This window comes from Streptomyces yokosukanensis (genome assembly GCF_001514035.1).
Classification (GTDB): domain Bacteria; phylum Actinomycetota; class Actinomycetes; order Streptomycetales; family Streptomycetaceae; genus Streptomyces; species Streptomyces yokosukanensis.
This window is the reverse complement of sequence record NZ_KQ948220.1, coordinates 136,998-152,474: the sequence shown is the minus strand read 5'-3', so window position 1 is coordinate 152,474 and position 15,477 is coordinate 136,998. Positions and strand designations below refer to the sequence as shown.

The 15,477-nt window shown below is 74.1% G+C and carries 15 protein-coding genes; 9 read left to right on the top strand and 6 right to left on the bottom strand.

What is annotated here, in order from left to right:
* The first annotated feature begins 307 nt into the window (after positions 1-307).
* Complete coding sequence (locus AQI95_RS32700; RefSeq protein ID WP_067132270.1) at positions 308-1,309, top strand: NAD-dependent epimerase/dehydratase family protein; 1,002 nt, start codon at positions 308-310, stop codon at positions 1,307-1,309.
* Between the two features lie 58 nt (positions 1,310-1,367).
* Here the strand turns inward: AQI95_RS32700 and AQI95_RS32695 are convergent, their stop codons facing one another.
* The gene (locus AQI95_RS32695) at positions 1,368-2,480 is read right to left on the bottom strand and encodes a sensor histidine kinase (protein WP_067132266.1); all 1,113 of its coding nucleotides are present in this window, start codon (positions 2,478-2,480) and stop codon (positions 1,368-1,370) included.
* Between the two features lie 2 nt (positions 2,481-2,482).
* Positions 2,483-3,214: a response regulator transcription factor gene (locus AQI95_RS32690; protein ID WP_067132263.1), complete on the bottom strand. Its 732-nt coding sequence runs from the start codon at positions 3,212-3,214 to the stop codon at positions 2,483-2,485.
* Positions 3,215-3,325: 111 nt separating this feature from the next.
* Between AQI95_RS32690 and AQI95_RS32685 the strand changes: the two genes are divergently transcribed.
* The 3 genes from AQI95_RS32685 to AQI95_RS32675 are packed head-to-tail and all read left to right on the top strand — an operon-like array spanning position 3,326 to position 5,384.
* Positions 3,326-4,018, top strand: coding sequence for a glycosyltransferase family 2 protein (locus AQI95_RS32685; protein WP_067132260.1), 693 nt, complete (start codon positions 3,326-3,328; stop codon positions 4,016-4,018).
* A complete protein-coding gene (locus tag AQI95_RS32680) occupies positions 4,015-4,629 on the top strand; it encodes a TIGR04282 family arsenosugar biosynthesis glycosyltransferase (RefSeq protein ID WP_067132257.1) in 615 nt (204 codons plus the stop codon). Before AQI95_RS32685 ends, AQI95_RS32680 begins: the two co-directional genes overlap by 4 nt.
* A complete protein-coding gene (locus tag AQI95_RS32675; protein WP_067132255.1) occupies positions 4,629-5,384 on the top strand; it encodes a class I SAM-dependent methyltransferase in 756 nt (251 codons plus the stop codon). Before AQI95_RS32680 ends, AQI95_RS32675 begins: the two co-directional genes overlap by 1 nt.
* A 349-nt stretch (positions 5,385-5,733) precedes the next feature.
* On the opposite strand, the gene AQI95_RS32670 is transcribed toward AQI95_RS32675, so the two are convergent.
* A complete protein-coding gene (locus AQI95_RS32670; protein WP_079071600.1) occupies positions 5,734-6,966 on the bottom strand; it encodes a molybdopterin-dependent oxidoreductase in 1,233 nt (410 codons plus the stop codon).
* 113 nt (positions 6,967-7,079) lie between these two features.
* On the opposite strand from AQI95_RS32670, the gene AQI95_RS32665 reads away from it, so the two are divergent.
* The 3 genes from AQI95_RS32665 (at position 7,080) to AQI95_RS50205 (ending at position 10,050) form a co-directional block, all read left to right on the top strand.
* Complete coding sequence (locus tag AQI95_RS32665; RefSeq protein ID WP_067132249.1) at positions 7,080-8,426, top strand: hypothetical protein; 1,347 nt, start codon at positions 7,080-7,082, stop codon at positions 8,424-8,426.
* A gap of 131 nt (positions 8,427-8,557) precedes the next feature.
* On the top strand, positions 8,558-9,655 hold the full coding sequence (locus AQI95_RS32660; RefSeq protein WP_067132246.1) for a TolB family protein: 1,098 nt from the start codon (positions 8,558-8,560) through the stop codon (positions 9,653-9,655).
* Positions 9,652-10,050 carry a hypothetical protein gene (locus tag AQI95_RS50205; RefSeq protein WP_341849487.1) on the top strand — a complete coding sequence of 133 codons (399 nt, stop codon included), beginning with the start codon at positions 9,652-9,654 and terminating at the stop codon, positions 10,048-10,050. Before AQI95_RS32660 ends, AQI95_RS50205 begins: the two co-directional genes overlap by 4 nt.
* 68 nt (positions 10,051-10,118) lie before the next feature.
* On the opposite strand, the gene AQI95_RS32650 is transcribed toward AQI95_RS50205, so the two are convergent.
* Complete coding sequence (locus AQI95_RS32650; protein ID WP_067132240.1) at positions 10,119-11,612, bottom strand: long-chain-fatty-acid--CoA ligase; 1,494 nt, start codon at positions 11,610-11,612, stop codon at positions 10,119-10,121.
* A gap of 158 nt (positions 11,613-11,770) precedes the next feature.
* Here AQI95_RS32650 and AQI95_RS32645 point away from each other — a divergent pair, with 158 nt between their 5' ends.
* Complete coding sequence (locus AQI95_RS32645) at positions 11,771-12,937, top strand: PucR family transcriptional regulator (protein WP_244188919.1); 1,167 nt, start codon at positions 11,771-11,773, stop codon at positions 12,935-12,937.
* A 24-nt stretch (positions 12,938-12,961) separates the two neighbouring features.
* Here the strand turns inward: AQI95_RS32645 and AQI95_RS32640 are convergent, their stop codons facing one another.
* Complete coding sequence (locus AQI95_RS32640; protein ID WP_425264935.1) at positions 12,962-13,642, bottom strand: class I SAM-dependent methyltransferase; 681 nt, start codon at positions 13,640-13,642, stop codon at positions 12,962-12,964.
* A gap of 218 nt (positions 13,643-13,860) precedes the next feature.
* On the opposite strand from AQI95_RS32640, the gene AQI95_RS32635 reads away from it, so the two are divergent.
* Positions 13,861-14,862 carry an epimerase gene (locus AQI95_RS32635; RefSeq protein WP_067132233.1) on the top strand — a complete coding sequence of 334 codons (1,002 nt, stop codon included), beginning with the start codon at positions 13,861-13,863 and terminating at the stop codon, positions 14,860-14,862.
* Here AQI95_RS32635 and AQI95_RS50415 read toward each other — a convergent pair.
* Entirely contained in the window at positions 14,745-15,470 is a 726-nt protein-coding gene (locus AQI95_RS50415; RefSeq protein WP_425264934.1) for an L-tyrosine/L-tryptophan isonitrile synthase family protein, read from the bottom strand. The two genes, AQI95_RS32635 and AQI95_RS50415, sit on opposite strands and share 118 nt — an antisense overlap.
* Positions 15,471-15,477 lie beyond the last annotated feature (7 nt).

Genomic DNA, 15,477 nt, shown 5'->3' with positions numbered 1-15,477 from the left:
CGCCGAGCGGGCGGGCATGACGGTGCCCGCCCGTGTGCTCGGTGCACGAGAATGCGGCGGCTCAGAGCGTGGGGAAGTGCCGGCCGCCGGGGCGTGGACGCATGGGCGCACGCGGGACGACGGCCGTGAAGTGCCTGTTCGCGGGATTACCGCTGGGTTCTACTGATAGGTAATGTGCGGGTGCGGCACCACGGAGTCAACGTTGTTGACAGAAATTCTTGAAACACCCACGATCGACGTCTTACGGAGTAGTGACGCGACGGTCGTGTCATCCGTGTGCGGCGCCGTCCGCGTCTAGCGTGGCCGTATGCGTGTACTGGTCACCGGCGGTGCCGGGTTCATCGGGTCCCATGTCGTCGAGGCGCTGCGCGCGAGCGGGCACGAACCGCTCGTGTACGACGTCCGCGAGGATCTGGGCGCGGACGTGCGCAATCCGGCGGCGATCGCGCGGGCGTTGGCCGGGGTGGACGCGGTCTGCCATCAGGCGGCGATGGTCGGCCTCGGCAACGGCGTCGCCGACGCCGCCGAGTACGTCTCGCGCAACGACCTGGGCACGGCCGTGCTGGTCGCGGCCATGGCGCAGGCGGGCGTTCGGCGGCTCGTGCTCGCGGGGTCGATGGTCGTGTACGGCGAGGGGCGTTACGCGTGCCCGCGGCACGGGGTCGTACGTCCAGGTCCCCGCAGCGTCGCGGACCTCGACGCGGGACGGTTCGAGCCGGTGTGCCCGCGCTGCGGGGTAGAGCTGAGCCCCGGGCTCGTCGACGAGGACGCTCCGGCCGATCCGCGCAACGTGTACGCGGCGACCAAGCTGGCCCAGGAGCATCTGGCCGCCGCCTGGGCCCGCAGCACGGGCGGATCGGCGGTGTCCCTGCGCTACCACAACGTGTACGGGCCCCGGATGCCGCGGGACACCCCGTACGCCGGGGTCGCGTCCTTCTTCCGCTCGGCGCTCGCCCGCGGGCAGGCTCCCCGGGTGTTCGAGGACGGGCGGCAGCGGCGGGACTTCGTCCATGTGCGGGACGTGGCGGAGGCCAACGTGGCGGCGCTCGAGGCGGATGCGGCCGCGGGCGCGCTCGCCGCGTACAACACCGGCAGCGGTGAGCCTCGTACCGTCGGCGAGCTGGCGCGGGCGCTGGCGACGGCGTGCGGCGGACCGGAGCCCGTGGTCACCGGGGAGTACCGGCTGGGCGACGTACGGCACATCACCGCGGACTCCTCCCGGCTGCGCTCGGAGCTGGGGTGGAAGCCGCAGGTCGGGTTCGCGGAGGGGATGCGGGAATTCGCGCGGGCCGAACCCCGCGAGGGCTGAACCGGGGCCCTCGCGCGGCCGGCACGCTCACCTCGGAATCGGGAACGACTCCCGTGGCTCACGGCGCCGGATGAGGCAGAGTCACCTCGAAACGGCAGCCGCCGGGGATGTTGCGGACGCTCGCCCGCCCCTGGTGGGCCTCCACGATGCCGCGGACGATCGCCAGGCCGAGGCCCGCGCCCGCCGGGGGTGTGCGGGCGTCGGTGCCGCGCCAGCCGGTGTCGAAGACACGCGGCAGATCCTCCTCGGGGATGCCGCCGCAGCCGTCGGTGACCGAGAGGACCACCCCGTCGTCGGTGCGTTCGGCGGCGATCGCGACCGTGCCGTCGGGCGGGGTCCGGCGGATGGCGTTGACCAGGAGGTTGCCGAGGACGCGGGTCATCTCCTTGGCGTCCACCTCCACCGGTACGCGTTCGACGCCGTCGCCCACCAGCCGTACGCCGTGTTCCCGGGCGAGCGGGTCGGCGCCCGCCAGCGCGTCGCCGATCAGGTCGTACAGGGAGATCCGGGAGGGGCTCAGCGGAAGGGTGCCCGCGTGTATGCGGGAGAGTTCGAAGAGGTCGCCGACCATGTCGTTGAGGCGTTCGACCTCGGTGCGGATCTGTTTGAGGTAGCGGTCGGGGTCCGTCGCCACGCCGTCCTCCAGCGCCTCCGACATCGCCCGCAGTCCGGCCAGCGGAGTGCGCAGGTCGTGCGAGATCCAGGCGACCAGTTCACGCCGGGACTTCTCCAACGCCCGCTCCCGTTCACGGGATTCGGCGAGCCGGGCGCTGGTCGTGGCCAACTCGCGGCTGAGGGCGTCCAGTTCGGCGGTGGCAGGGCCGTGCGGGGCGGCGAAGGCGCCGGCGTCGCCGAAGGAGCGGGCGGCGTCGGTGAGCGCCCGGCTGCGGGCGACCACCCAGCGGCCGAGCAGCAGTGCGGAGGCCAGGGAGACCACGGCCGCCATCGCGACGACGGTGGTGACCACGGTCAGGTCGTGCGAGGAGAGGAACATCGCCCAGGCCACGGCGAGCGTGCCGGCCAGCATCGCGACGACGCCGACCGCCGCGACCACGGCGACGGAGGCGGTGAGCGAGCGCCGCCGGACCAGGCGCAGCACGCCCGCTCCCGCCACGCCCGCGGCGGCGGCGCCGGCGAAGGCGTAGAGGGCGATGAGGAGGGTGTCGCGCATGGTCAGGACACCGCCCCGGTGGGCTCGAAGCGGTAGCCGACGCCCCAGACCGTCTGGATCAGACGGGGCCGGGCCGGGTCGTCCTCGACCTTGCCGCGCAGCCGGCGGACATGGACGGTGACGGTCGACAGATCGCCGAAGTCCCAGCCCCACACCTCGCGCATCAGATCCTCACGGCTGTAGGCCCGGCCCGGGTGCCGCAGGAAGAAGGCGAGCAGGTCGAACTCCCTGAGGGTGAGCGCGAGTTCGCCGCCGTTCTTGGTCGCCCTGCGGGCGTCGGGGTCGACGCGGAGCCCGGCGGCGGCCAGCCGGTGCCCCGTGGTGACGGGGCGGCTGCGGCGCAGTACCGACTCCACGCGCAGGACCAGTTCGCGGGGGCTGAAGGGCTTGGTGACGTAGTCGTCGGCGCCGACCTCCAGACCCAGGATGCGGTCGTCCTCGTCGCCGCGGGCGGTCAGCATGATGACCGGCACGGGCCCGCGGGCCCTCAACCGCCGGCACACCTCCAGGCCGTCCATGCCGGGCAGCATCAGGTCGAGCACCACGAGGTCGGGCCGGTGTGCGGCGGCGCGGGTGAGGGCGGTGGGGCCGTCGTCGGCGCGGTCGACCACATAGCCGGCGCGGTGCAGGTATCCGGTGACGACCTCGGCGACGGTCGGGTCGTCGTCCACGACCAGGATGCGGGCCGCCCCGCCTGCGGCTTCGGTCTCGTTGGGCTCGTACAGCGATTGCATGCCTCCAGCCTCGCACCGTGTGCGAGGCGTCGGTGCACCGTGGGCCGGGCGTCCGCGTTTCGTAAGGACCAAGAATCCGATATGCCCGTTTGGCGTTCGTAGGGTGAGAGCGTGACGACCACTTCCACGGACGTCGACGTGGTGCTGCCCTGCCTGGACGAGGCCGAGGCCCTGCCCTGGGTGCTCGGCCGGATTCCGGCCGGCTGGCGCGCCCTCGTCGTCGACAACGGTTCCACCGACGGCTCGCCCGACATCGCCCGCGCGCTCGGCGCGACGGTGGTGCACGAGCCTCGGCGCGGCTTCGGTGCCGCCTGCCACGCGGGGCTGACCGCGGCCACGAGCGACATCGTGTGCTTCTGCGACTGCGACGCCTCCCTCGATCCCGCGCTGCTCGTTCCCTTCGTGCGGGAGATCCGGGACGGCGCGGCCGACCTGGTGCTCGGCCGGCGCCGCCCCGAGGGCCGGGGCGCCTGGCCGGCGCACGCCCGCGCCGGCAATCTGGCGCTGGCCCGGATGCTGCGCCGCCGAACCGGGCTGCGCCTGCACGACCTGGGCCCGCTGCGCGCCGCCCGCCGCGAGCAGCTGCTCGCGCTGGACCTCTCCGACCGGCGCAGCGGCTATCCGCTGCAGATGGTCGTCCGCGCGGCCGACGCCGGCTGGCGCATCGCCGAGCACGACGTGCCCTACCGGCCGCGCACCGGCGCATCCAAGGTGACGGGCACCTGGCGCGGCACCTGGCAAGCGGTGCGGGACATGAGCCGCGTGCTGGCCGAGACCCCGGCCGAGCGGGGGCTCGTACGGTGACCACGCTTCTCGTCATCGCCAAGGAACCGCTCCCGGGGCGGGTGAAGACCCGGCTCACCCCGCCGTTCACCCCGCTGCAGGCGGCCCGCCTCGCCCAGGCCTCGCTCACCGACACCCTGCACGCGGTGGCCGCGGCTCCCGCGACCCGGCGGGTGCTCGTCCTGGACGGGTCGCCCGGACCGTGGCTGCCGCCCGGCTTCGAGGTGCTGCCGCAGTGCGCGGGCGGCCTGGACGAGCGGCTGGCGGACGCCTTCGCGCACTGCTCGGGTCCTGCCCTGCTCATCGGCATGGACACCCCGCAGGTCACTCCGGAGCTGCTCGCCGTGGACTTCGCGGGCTGCGACGCGTATTTCGGGCCGGCCGAGGACGGCGGCTTCTGGGCCCTGGGCCTGGCCGAGCCCGATCCCGCGCTGCTGCGAGGCGTGCCCATGTCGAGGCCCGAGACCGGGGCGGTGCAGCGGGCGCGCCTGCTGGACGCCGGGCTGCGGGTGCGCGAGCTGCCCCGGCTGCGGGACGTCGACACCGCCGCCGACGCCCACGCCGTCGCCGCGCTGGCCCCGCACGGGCGGTTCGCCGCCCGGCTGGCCCGCTGTACGCCGGTCACCCGGTGATGGCCGGCTCCGTCGCCTGGGCGACCGCCGACCCCTACGCGGCCGCGCTGCGCACCGGCCGCGGCCCGCTGTTCCTGCGCCGCGCCGACGGCTGGCTGCTGCCGCTGGAGGTGGAGCGCTGGTGCGCCCGCGCGGACACCGTGGACCGGATGGTGCTGGACCGCTGCGAGGGCGCCGTCCTGGACGTCGGCTGCGGTCCCGGCCGGCTGGTGGCGGAACTCGCCGCCCGTGGCCGTACCGTGCTCGGCGTCGACGTCAGCGAGGCCGCCGTGGACCATACGGTCGGGCTCGGCGGACAGGCGCTGCGGCGCTCGGTGTTCGAGCCGCTGCCGGGCGAGGGCCGCTGGGACACCGTGCTGCTCATGGACGGCAACATCGGCATCGGCGGGGAGCCGTCCGCCCTGCTGGAGCGGGTGGCGGCGCTGCTGCGCCCGGGTGGTCTGCTGATCGCCGAGACGGTGCCGGGGCAGGTGGACGAGCGGGCCCGGGTCCAGGTCGTCGACACCGTCGGCACCCCCATGGCCACCGGTGCCCCCTTCCCCTGGGCGCGCGTCGGCACCCCGGCCCTGCTGCGGTACGCGCGCAGGGCCGGCTGGCGGCCCGTCGCTCAGTGGGGCGCGGGCGGCCGCTGCTTCGCCGCCCTGCGCAGCCTCCCCAGGACCAGCAGCAGCGCCGAGCCGCCGAAGAGCACGGCGCTGATCAGCAGCCAGCGGGTGAGGAAGCCGTCCGGGGAGAGTCCGGTCGCCGACCGGTAGGGCTGGTCCACCAGGCCGCTGATCAGCGGGAACCAGACGAGCAGGAGCAGGCCGGACAGCATCGCCGGGACGCGCACGTACAGCGTCCAGCCGCGCCGTCCGGCCGCTCCGAGACCGCGTTGGACCGCCTGGTCGGCCACCGTGTACAGCGGCAGCAGGACGAGGTCGTGCAGCAGCGCGGCGCCCACGATCCACAGCGCCACCCCGAACCAGTCACCGGCGAGCAGCCGGATCCCGGCGTATGCGGCGAGCGCGAACGAGCAGGCGAGCAGCAGCAGTTGGAGCGGGCTGCCCAAGGGGACGCGGCGCAGCGGCCGGCGGGGGACGCCGAGCGGCAGGCGGTGCGGCATCACAGGTCTCCGAAGGTCAGTCGGGCCACCCACTTGGTGTTGAGCACACCGGGGGCCGCGGGCACGATGATCCGCGCCGGGTGGCCGTGGTCGGGGGACAGTTCCTCGCCGTTGACGGCGAGGGCGAGCAGGGAGCGCTCGTCGGCCGCCTGGTTGGCGCGCAGGGCCGCGCGGCGGAAGGCGCCGTGCCGTTGCAGGGACTCCACGAAGACGTCCGGCGGATCGCCGTCGTACCCGACGAGCGCCGCGAGGTCGCGCAGCCGCACGCCGCGCCACCACTGGTCGGCGGTCGACCAGCCCTCCACGCAGGCGATGGGCAACGACGCGCTGTACTGCGGCATCCGGAGCAGCTGGGCGCGGCTGAGCCGGACGGTTCCGGTGCGGCCGGTGACGACGAGCCGCCAGGCGTCCTCGTGGGTGTCGGCCGGGGTGATGCCGGCGTAGGCGGCGGTCTTGTTGATCTGGAAGCCGTTCGGGCCGCCGCCGGGATCGGCCGCGCCGTGCGGCGCGAGCAGGGCCGTACGCCGGAAGGGTCCGCCGAGGCTCTGCCCCACCGTGGTCAGGAACAGCAGCAGGGACCCGCCGCCGACCAGCCACAGCGCTCCGCGCCGCGAGACGGTGGGCGGGGCGGGGCGCGGGGAGACCAGATCGCTCGGCTCACGCAGTCGTCCCCGTACGGCGCGCAGCGCGGTCGGTGTCTTCAGCGCGGCATGGGCGAGGAAGGCGGCGAAGAACACCCAGGCGCCGTAGAAGTGCAGCGGGTAGAACGAGCCGGGGAAGACATAGTCCAGCTGGACGTTGAGCACCCCGGTGGTGAACTCGAACAGCCCGCCGCCGACCAGCAGCAACAGCGAGACCCGCTCCAGTGCGTGGGTCACCGAGCGGGCCGGCGGCAGGGTGAACAGCCTCGGCACCACCGACCACAGCTTGGCCAGCAGGACGGGGATCAGAGTGATGCCGAGCGTCACATGGACGCCCTGGGTGAGCCGGTACAGCCACACCGGGTCGGTGGGCCAGGCGAACAGGTAGAAGCCCAGGATTCCCTTGTCCGGTGTCTGGTCGTTCACCGGGGCCAGGCCCGGGTTGTAGGCGGCGTACGACACCAGTCCGGTCACGAACAGCACGGTGATGCCGACGAGCAGGACGAGGCCGAGCACCGAGGTGAACCAGGGGCCGCGCAGCGGGCTGCGCCAGAAACCTGGGGAAGTGGGAAGACGGGGATGATCGCGCATGTCCCGACCGTAGGCCGGGGCGCCCCCGGGAAACGGGCTGCGACCGGTGACGAAACGCTGACATCCTGCCCGGACGGCGGCCCCCAGCCGATCTCCGGGCCTAGCGTTCCGGTGTGACCCGATCTCTCCGCCGCGACCTGTACGCCGCCGGTGCCGCCGCCCTCCTCGTGACGGTGGCCGTCTTCGTCGGCCGGCACATCCAGGACGCCCACCACACCCTGTTCGTGCACTGGCCACCGGTGTTCGCCGACTGGGACCCGCATGTCGGGCCCGGCACTCCGGCGGCCCTGGCGGTGGCGGCGGCCGTCGTGGCGTACGGCCCCGCCGTCGCGGCCCGGCTGCCGTGGCGGGCGCTGCCGGCGGTGGCCTGGGCGAGCGCCCTGGCCTGGATCCTCTCCCTCGCCCTGATCGACGGCTGGCACCAGGGCATCGCGGTCCGGCTGACCACCCGCAACGAGTACCTCAGTGTCATCGGCCGCTTCCACGACATCCCGGCCACCCTGCGTGACTTCACGCACCACATCGTCAGCGGCACCCCCGATCCCTGGCCCGCCCACATCGCCGGCCATCCCCCGGCCGCCACGCTCACGTTCGTCCTGCTGGACCGGATCGGGCTGCGGGGCGGCGGCTGGGCCGGGATGTGGTGCATCGTCGTCGGCGCCACCGGATGCGTGGCCGTGCTGATCGCGCTCCGCGCCGTGGCCGACGAGGCCCTCGCCCGCCGGGCCGCGCCGTTCCTGGTGCTGGCCCCGGCCGCGGTGTGGCAGGGCGTCTCCGCCGACGGCTACTTCGCCGCCGTGGCGGCCTGGTCCGTGGCCCTGCTCGCCCTCGCCGTGACGCGCCGCTCCCTGTGGTGCTCGGCCGCCTCGGGCCTGCTGTTCGGTCTGACCTGCTACCTCTCCTACGGCCTGACGCTCTTCGTCGTGATCGGGGCGGCGGCGGTGGTGCTCGGCCGGGCCGAGCGCGGTGGCCGACTCGCCCTGCTGCCGCCGCTGCTCGCCGGACTCGCCGTGTTCCCGGTGGTGTTCACGCTCGCCGGGTTCAACTGGTGGGAGGCCTACCACCTGCTCGTCACGCGCTACTACCAGGGCGTCGGCGGCACCCGCCCCTACGGCTACTGGGTCTGGGCCAACCTCGCCTGCGCCGCGATCATCACCGGGCCGGCCACGGCGGCGGGCCTGCGGCGGACGTTCGCGGCGCTGCTGCACGGCGGCAGCCCTCGACGGGCCGGCTCCGCTCCCCCGCAGACCCGCCTCGCACTCCTCGTCTGCGCCGCGCTGCTCGCCCTGCTGGTCGCCGACCTGTCCGGCATGAGCAAGGCCGAGACGGAACGCATCTGGCTGCCCTTCGCGCTGTGGCTCCTCCCGGCGTGCGCCCTGCTGCCCCGCCCCCGCGCCTGGCTCGCCGCCCAGGCGACGCTGGCCCTGCTCCTCAACCATCTGCTGCTGACGGGCTGGTGAGCCGGGCAGCCGCCCAAGAGTGACCCCGCGTGACCCCGCGTGACCCCCCGTCGGTCCGGACGTTGCCCTGGGCGTGCGAGGGGCGGAAGCGGCTAGGAGGCACAGGGGATGGACGGCGGCAGGTTCTCGGAATGGCGGCGGCGGGGCTGGTCGCCGGCGCCCGCGCCCGCGCACAGGCAACGACGGACGCGGCCGTGCCGGACGGGTCCGGTGTGCGTGCAGCCCGCACGGGGCGGGTCCTGACCTACACCCGGACGACCGGGGGTTCGGTGACGGGCTGCCGGGGCGGCGGCGCGCTGATCGCCGAGGTGCAGGAGGTGCTGTGGCGGGTGCCCCGGGCCGGAGGGCGGGCCGTACAGGTGACGGGCTGGGAGCTGGAGGCGACCCGTCCCGCCCTGTCCCCGGACGGGACGTCACTGGCCGTGTGCGGCTGTCGCGGGGGCGGTTTCCACCTGTGGACGCTGCGGCCGGACGGCAGTGGACCGCGGCGGCTGACCGACGGGCCCTGGGACGACCGCGGGGTCGCCTGGTCACCGGACGGCACCCGCCTGGCCTTCTCCTCCGAACGCGGCGGCGACGCCGTCGCCGGTGCCTGCTACGGGCTGTGGGTGCTGGATCGGGCCGGCGGCCGGCCGCGCCGGGTCACCGGCGGGGACCACGAGGACTTCGATCCGGCCTGGTCGGCGGACGGGCGGTCGCTGGTGTGCGTGCGCGCCGCCCACACACCGGGCGGCGGCAACGACGGCGGCCGGTCGCTGGTCCGGGTGCCGCTCTCGGGAGGCCCGGCAGAGGTGCTGCGCACGGTCGCCGGGGGCCGGCTGACGGGCCCGTCCGTGTCGCCCTCGGGGCGCATCGCGTATGTGCATCTGACCGGTACGGGCGCCCCGGGCTCCGCCGTGCTGTACGTCGGCGACGTCCGGATCCGCGTCCGCTCGGTCTCCTCGACAGCCACACCCACCCCTGCACGCCCACCTACGGCGCCCGGCAGAGCCTCACCGCGCTCGCGTACGGCATCAACCACCTCGGCCTGTCTCGGGCGGTCCGCTGTACGACGCGGTCCGCCTCTGGGAGGCGGCCGGCTCCGGGGAGCTGCGCGGCCCCCGGCAGCTCGCCTGCGCCGAACTCGTCGACGGCGCGCGCCGCGTACAGCATGGGCCGCGCCCATCGCACCCGCGACAGTGTCCGGCGTACGCTCCGGCGCGCCGCCGCCCTGGACGTCGACTTCGTGAAGACGTACGTGCGTGCCCCGGGCGAGGGCATGGCCGAGGCCGCCGAGGCCGCCCGCGCGCTCGGGGTGCCGAGCGGCAGCCATCTGTGCGCGCCCGGCCGGGCGGCGGGCCAGAGCCTGACCACCCATCTGCAGGCCACCCAGCGCCTGGAGTTCGGGCATGCCACCACTCCGCTCGGACGCATCGGCCAGGATCTGGCGCAGCAGTACGCCGACGGGTCCTTCGCGTTGATCGTCACGCCGTTCACCGCGCAGATCCTGCTCGCCGCCGACCCCCGGCTGGCCGACGATCCGCGGGTGACGCGGGTCATGCCGCCGAGCGGGACGACCTGGCTGGAGGTGGCCGATCACCTGCGGCGCGGATCGTGCTGCCGTCCCGGCACGGACGGCGGGTAGGACGGCGCCTCCCGGCCGGGGAGCCGACCCGGGAGCCCGGCCGGGGCCGACCCGGTCTCCCGCGGCGGTCACGGCATCGGCGCGGTGATCTCCCGCTTCAGGATCTTGCCGCTCGGGCCCATCGGCAGGGCGTCCGTCAGCCAGAGCCGGCGCGGGTACTTGTAGGCGGCGACCCGGTCCCGGACGAACTGCTGCAACTCCTCGGTGCCCGCGTCGGCTCCGGGGCGCAGGACCACGGCGGCGGCCACCTCCTCGCCGAGCCGCTCGTCGGGCAGTCCGACGACCGCGGCGAGGGCGACGGCCGGATGCTCGTGCAGCACTTCCTCGATCTCGCGCGGGTAGACGTTGTAGCCGCCGCGGATGATGAGGTCCTTCTTGCGGTCGACGATGTACAGATAGCCGTCCTCGTCCCTGCGCGCCATGTCGCCGGTGCGCAGCCAGCCGTCGCGGACGGTGGCGGCCGTCTCCTCGGGGCGGTGCCAGTACTCCTTCATCAGGTTCGGCCCGCGCACGGCCAGTTCACCGACCTCGCCCGGTGCGACGTCGCGGCCGGACTCGTCGAGCAGCCGGACCTCGACGTCGCGGATGGGGGTGCCGACCGAGCCGGGCTTGCGCGGGCGGCCGGGGTGGTTGAAGGAGACGACCGGACTGGTCTCGGACATGCCGAAGCCCTCCAGCACCATGCAGCCGAAGCGCCGCTCGAAGCCGTGCAGGACCTCCACCGGCAGGGAGGCGCCGCCCGAGATGCACATCCGCAGGCTGGACACGTCGGCCGCGGCGGCGCCCGAGTGCTGCAGCAGCGCCGCGTACATCGTGGGGACGCCTTCGAAGACGGTGGCCCGGTCCCGGGCGATGGCGTCGAGGACCGTCTGCGGTTCGAAGCGGGGGACGAGGGTGAGGGACGCCCCGCTGTGCACGGCGACGTTCATCGTGCAGGTCTGCCCGAAGATGTGGAACAGCGGCAGGCAGCCCACGATCACGTCCTCGGCGGTCAGCCGCTGCACCTCGCTGACGTTGACCTCGGTGTTGTGGCGGAGCCCGGCGTGGGTGAGCGCGGCGCCCTTGGGGCGGCCGGTGGTGCCGGAGGTGTAGAGCAGGACGGCGATGTCGTCCCCGGCGGCGGCGTGCACCTCGTACTGCGGCTCCAGGCGGGCCAGTTCGGCGGCGAAGGCGGCCGGCTCGACCGCCAGGTGCCGTACCCCGGCGGCGGTCGCGCCCGCGGCGCCCTCGCCGGGCGCCCGATGCCACTCGAAGAGCAGCACCGCGCCGGAGTCCCGCAGGTGGTACTCGGTCTCGCGCTGCTTCAGCAGCGGGTTCATCGGCACCACGATGCCGCCGGCGCGCAGGACGGCGTAGTACAGGACGACGAACTCGGGCACGTTCGGGAGCATCAGCGCGACCCGGTCGCCGGCGCGCAGGCCCTCGGTGCGCAGCAGTGCGGCGGCCTGGGCACTCAGCCGGTCCAGCTCGGTGTACGTGGTGGTCGCCGTGCCCAGGCGCAGCGCCGGGCTGTCGGGCCGGCGTCGCGCCGTGTCCACCAGAAAGTCCGCCAGATTGGCCATGATGCCTCCTCGCACCCCTGCTCACGGCACTCGCGGGTCCCACCGCGAGCGCTCCCGGCATGGTCGCCCGCGGGTGCGCGGGCGTCCATGGCCGCGCCCACAGTCCGCGTCCGCTCACATTGTTCCCAGGACCAAACAGGCCGTCGTACGCTGCGTGTATGGGTCTGCAGAATGTGGGCGCGGCCTTGCGGCTGCGCCTTCCGGAGCTGGGTGAGCGGATGACCGAACGCATCCGTGCGGAGGTCGAGTCGTACGCGGACGAGTCGCTCATCCCCTTCGCGTCGCTCAGGGAGTCCTGCGAGGACAACGCCGATCTGCTGTTGGGGCGTTTCGCCTATGGCGCCGAGCCCGATGTGGGAGCCGCTCAGCAGACCGGGCGCCTCCGCGCCGAGCAGGGCGTCCCGCTCGCGGACACGCTGCACGCCTATCGCGTCGGCTTCGAGCTGCTGTGGTCGGAGATGGTGGAGGAGGCGCGCAGGCATCCGGAGGTGACGGACGCCGAGCTGGTGGGCGGTTCCTCGGAGATCTGGGCTCTGTTCGGCCGGTACGCGGAGGCCGTGGCGGCCGCCTATCGCGAGGCCAGCGCGGAGTTGGCGCTGCAGCGCGAGGCCCGTCGCTCGGCCCTGGCCGAGGCCCTGTTCACGGGCGCGCTCGCGGACCGTACGACGCCGTGGGAGGCGGCCCGGCAGCTCGGTCTGCCGGAGCGCGGGCCGTACGCGGTCGTGGCCGCGTCGGTGCCGGATCCCGGCCAGGAGCCGCTGCCCGGCATCGAGGCCGCGCTGCGCCGCTTCGGGGTGGCGTCGGTGTGGCGACTGCTGCCGGACCAGCAGATCGGGCTGGTCTCGCTGCAGCACCGGGACGCGGAGAAGGTGAGCCTGCGGGCGCTGCGCCGGCGGCGTGCCCGGGTCGGGGTCAGCCCGCGGTTCGACTCGCTGCGCGACACCCCGCAGGCGCTGCGATTCGCCCGGCTGGCCCTGGCCGGACTGCCGGGCGACGGGCCGGGGGTCACCCGGTTCGACGACAGTCCGCTGGCGATGCTGGTGGCGGCGGCTCCGGCCGAGGCGAGCCGGCTGGTGGAGGTGTCCCTGGGGCCGCTCCTCGCGCTGCCCGCGGCGGAGCGGGCCCGGCTGCTGCAGACCCTGGGGCACTGGTTCACCTCGGGCGGGGTGGCCGCCGAGGCCGCGGAACGGCTCTTCGTCCATCCCAACACCGTGCGCTACCGGCTGCGTCGTATCGAGGAGGTGACGGGGCGCGCGCTCGCCGATCCGCTCGCCGTCGCCGATCTGGGCGCGGCGTTGTACGCCCTGCGGGTGCTGCCGTCCTGAGCGCTCGGGCGCGCCGTCCCTCGGCTACGGCTCCGACGGGAGCCGGTAGACCGAGACATGGGAACGGGATTCGGCGGTGAACTCGGTGCCCTGCCAGTCGGCGTGCCGGGACTCCCGCTCGAATCCGGCCAGTTGGGCCATGAGGTCGAGTTCGGCGGGCCAGATGTAGCGGTGGGGGCTGCGGTGCAGCCGGGCCTCCTCGCCCCCGTCGAAGTGGAAGTGGTGCGACACGACACGCTGAGTGAGGACGTCGTAGGTGTCCAGGCCGATGTACTCGGCGTCGGTGTGCCACACCGTGGCCGAGGCGCCCGGGGGCAGGGTGCGCAGCTCGGGCACCCACAGCTCGATCACGAACCGGCCGCCGGGTGCGAGGTGGCGGGCGGCGTTGCGGAAGCACTCCACCTGCTCGGCCTGGGTGAGCAGGTTGGAGATCGTGTTGTAGACGAGGTAGACGAGGCGGTACGCCCCCGGGGCGAGGGTGGTCGCCATGTCGCCCATGACCACGGGGACGGTGGCCTCGTCGGCCTTGGTCCGCAGTTGCTCCACCATCAGGCCGGACAGCTCGATTCCGGTGACGGGGACGCCTCGCTCGGCGAGCGGGACGGCGACCCGGCCGGTGCCGATGGCGAACTCCAGTGCCGCTCCGCCCTCCGCCAGCTCGGCGAGGCGCTCGACGGTGGGGGTCAGCACCTCGGGCGCGAACATGCCGCTGCCGGGTGTGTCGTAGCGCCGGGCGACGGCGGCGTCCCAGAGGTTCGTCTGCTGCACGGCATCAACGCTGGTTCACGGCACGGGAGTTGTCCACCGGGTTTCCCTCCGGCGGCAACCGCGTCCGGCGCCCGTCGACGGTTTCCGCGTCCACCCTTGTTTTGAACGCGTTCAAATCTGTGGCTACGCTGTACGCATCAAACCGAGGGGGCTCGATGAAGGTAGTTCTGCCCGGGGGAACGGGTCAGGTCGGCACCGTTCTCGATCGTGCGCTGACGGCCGCCGGCCATGAGGTCACCGTGCTGACCCGGCATCCGGCGCACGCACGGCAGGTCGGCTGGGACGGGGCCACGCTCGGCCGCTGGGCCGAGGTCGTCGACGGCAGCGATGTCGTGATCAACCTGGCCGGACGCAGCGTCTCCTGCCGCTACACCGCCGGGAACCTGCGCGCCATGATGGATTCACGGGTGGACTCGGCGCGGGTGGTCGGGGAGGCGATCGCCGCTGCCGCGCGGCCGCCGCGCGTATGGCTGCAGATGAGTACGGCGACGGTCTACGCCCACCGCTTCGACGCCGCGAACGACGAGGCGACGGGACTGATCGGCGGCTCGGAGGCCGGAGTTCCGGACTACTGGGCCTACAGCGTCGACATCGCGAGGAACTGGGAGCGGGCTCAGGCCGAGGCGCCGACACCGGCGACCCGGAAGGTGGCGCTGCGCTCGGCGATGGTGATGAGCCCCGACCGGGGCGGGGTCCTCGACGTCCTGCTGGGTCTGGCCCGGTGGGGGCTGGGCGGGCCGGTCGCGGGCGGCGCGCAGTTCGTCTCCTGGATCCACGACGAGGACTTCGTGCGCGCGGTGGAGTTCCTGATCGGCCGGGACGACATCGCGGGGCCGGTGAACCTCGCCTCCCCCGGCCCGCTCCCGCAGCGGGACTTCATGCGGATGCTGCGCGCGGCCTGGGGCGTCCCCGTGGGTCTGCCGGCGACACGCTGGATGGCCGAAGCGGGCGCGTTCGCCCTGCGCACGGACACGGAACTGCTGCTCAAGAGCCGCCGGGTGATCCCCGGCCTACTCCGCGAGGCCGGGTTCGCCTTCACCTACGACGCCTGGCAGCCGGCCGCTGCGGATCTCGTACGACGGATCCGGTCGTCGCGCGCGGGCCACCGCGGTCGGGTGGGGCCGGTCGAGGGAGCGGCGTCCGGGCGGCGGACCTGATCCCCCGCGCCTCGCGCGTTCGGCGACGCCACGGGTGCCGGACTTCGACGGCAGACCGGTTCACCCCTGATGGAAGTGGCTCGGTCTGCCGTCGACCGTCCGGCGCGTCCAGGAGGCGGATGCCGAACTTCGCGGTGCCGACCGGCTGGGGGGTGGATGGACAGCCGCACCGCGGCCGGATGGTGCTCGGCGATCAGGGCGCCCCAGGCGCGGCTGCGCTGCAGGACACCGTACGCCCGCTGCCGGCACGCGCGTTGGAGTGCGGAGCGGGTGCCGGGGAAGTCGGCGGTGTCCTCGACGAGGAAGCGGGTGATCCCCCGGTACAGGGCGCGTACCTGGTCGTCCGCGTGCACCTCGGCTCGCAGGGCGTCGACGCCGGGCGCGTGGTGCCGGTGGATGTGGGCGCGTTTCCTGTCGTAGGGCAGGTCGCCGAGCACGTCGCGCAGGTCGAAGACGGACAGCCGGGTGAGGCCCAGGCCGCTGATGAGGCCGCGCAGTTCGTCGGCGTACGCGTCAATGTGGGCGTCGGGGACGTGGACGACGTCGCCGAAGACATGCCCGTCGGAGCAGATGACGATGCGGGCGCCGGGCGGGTGGATCCGCTCCATGTCCGTG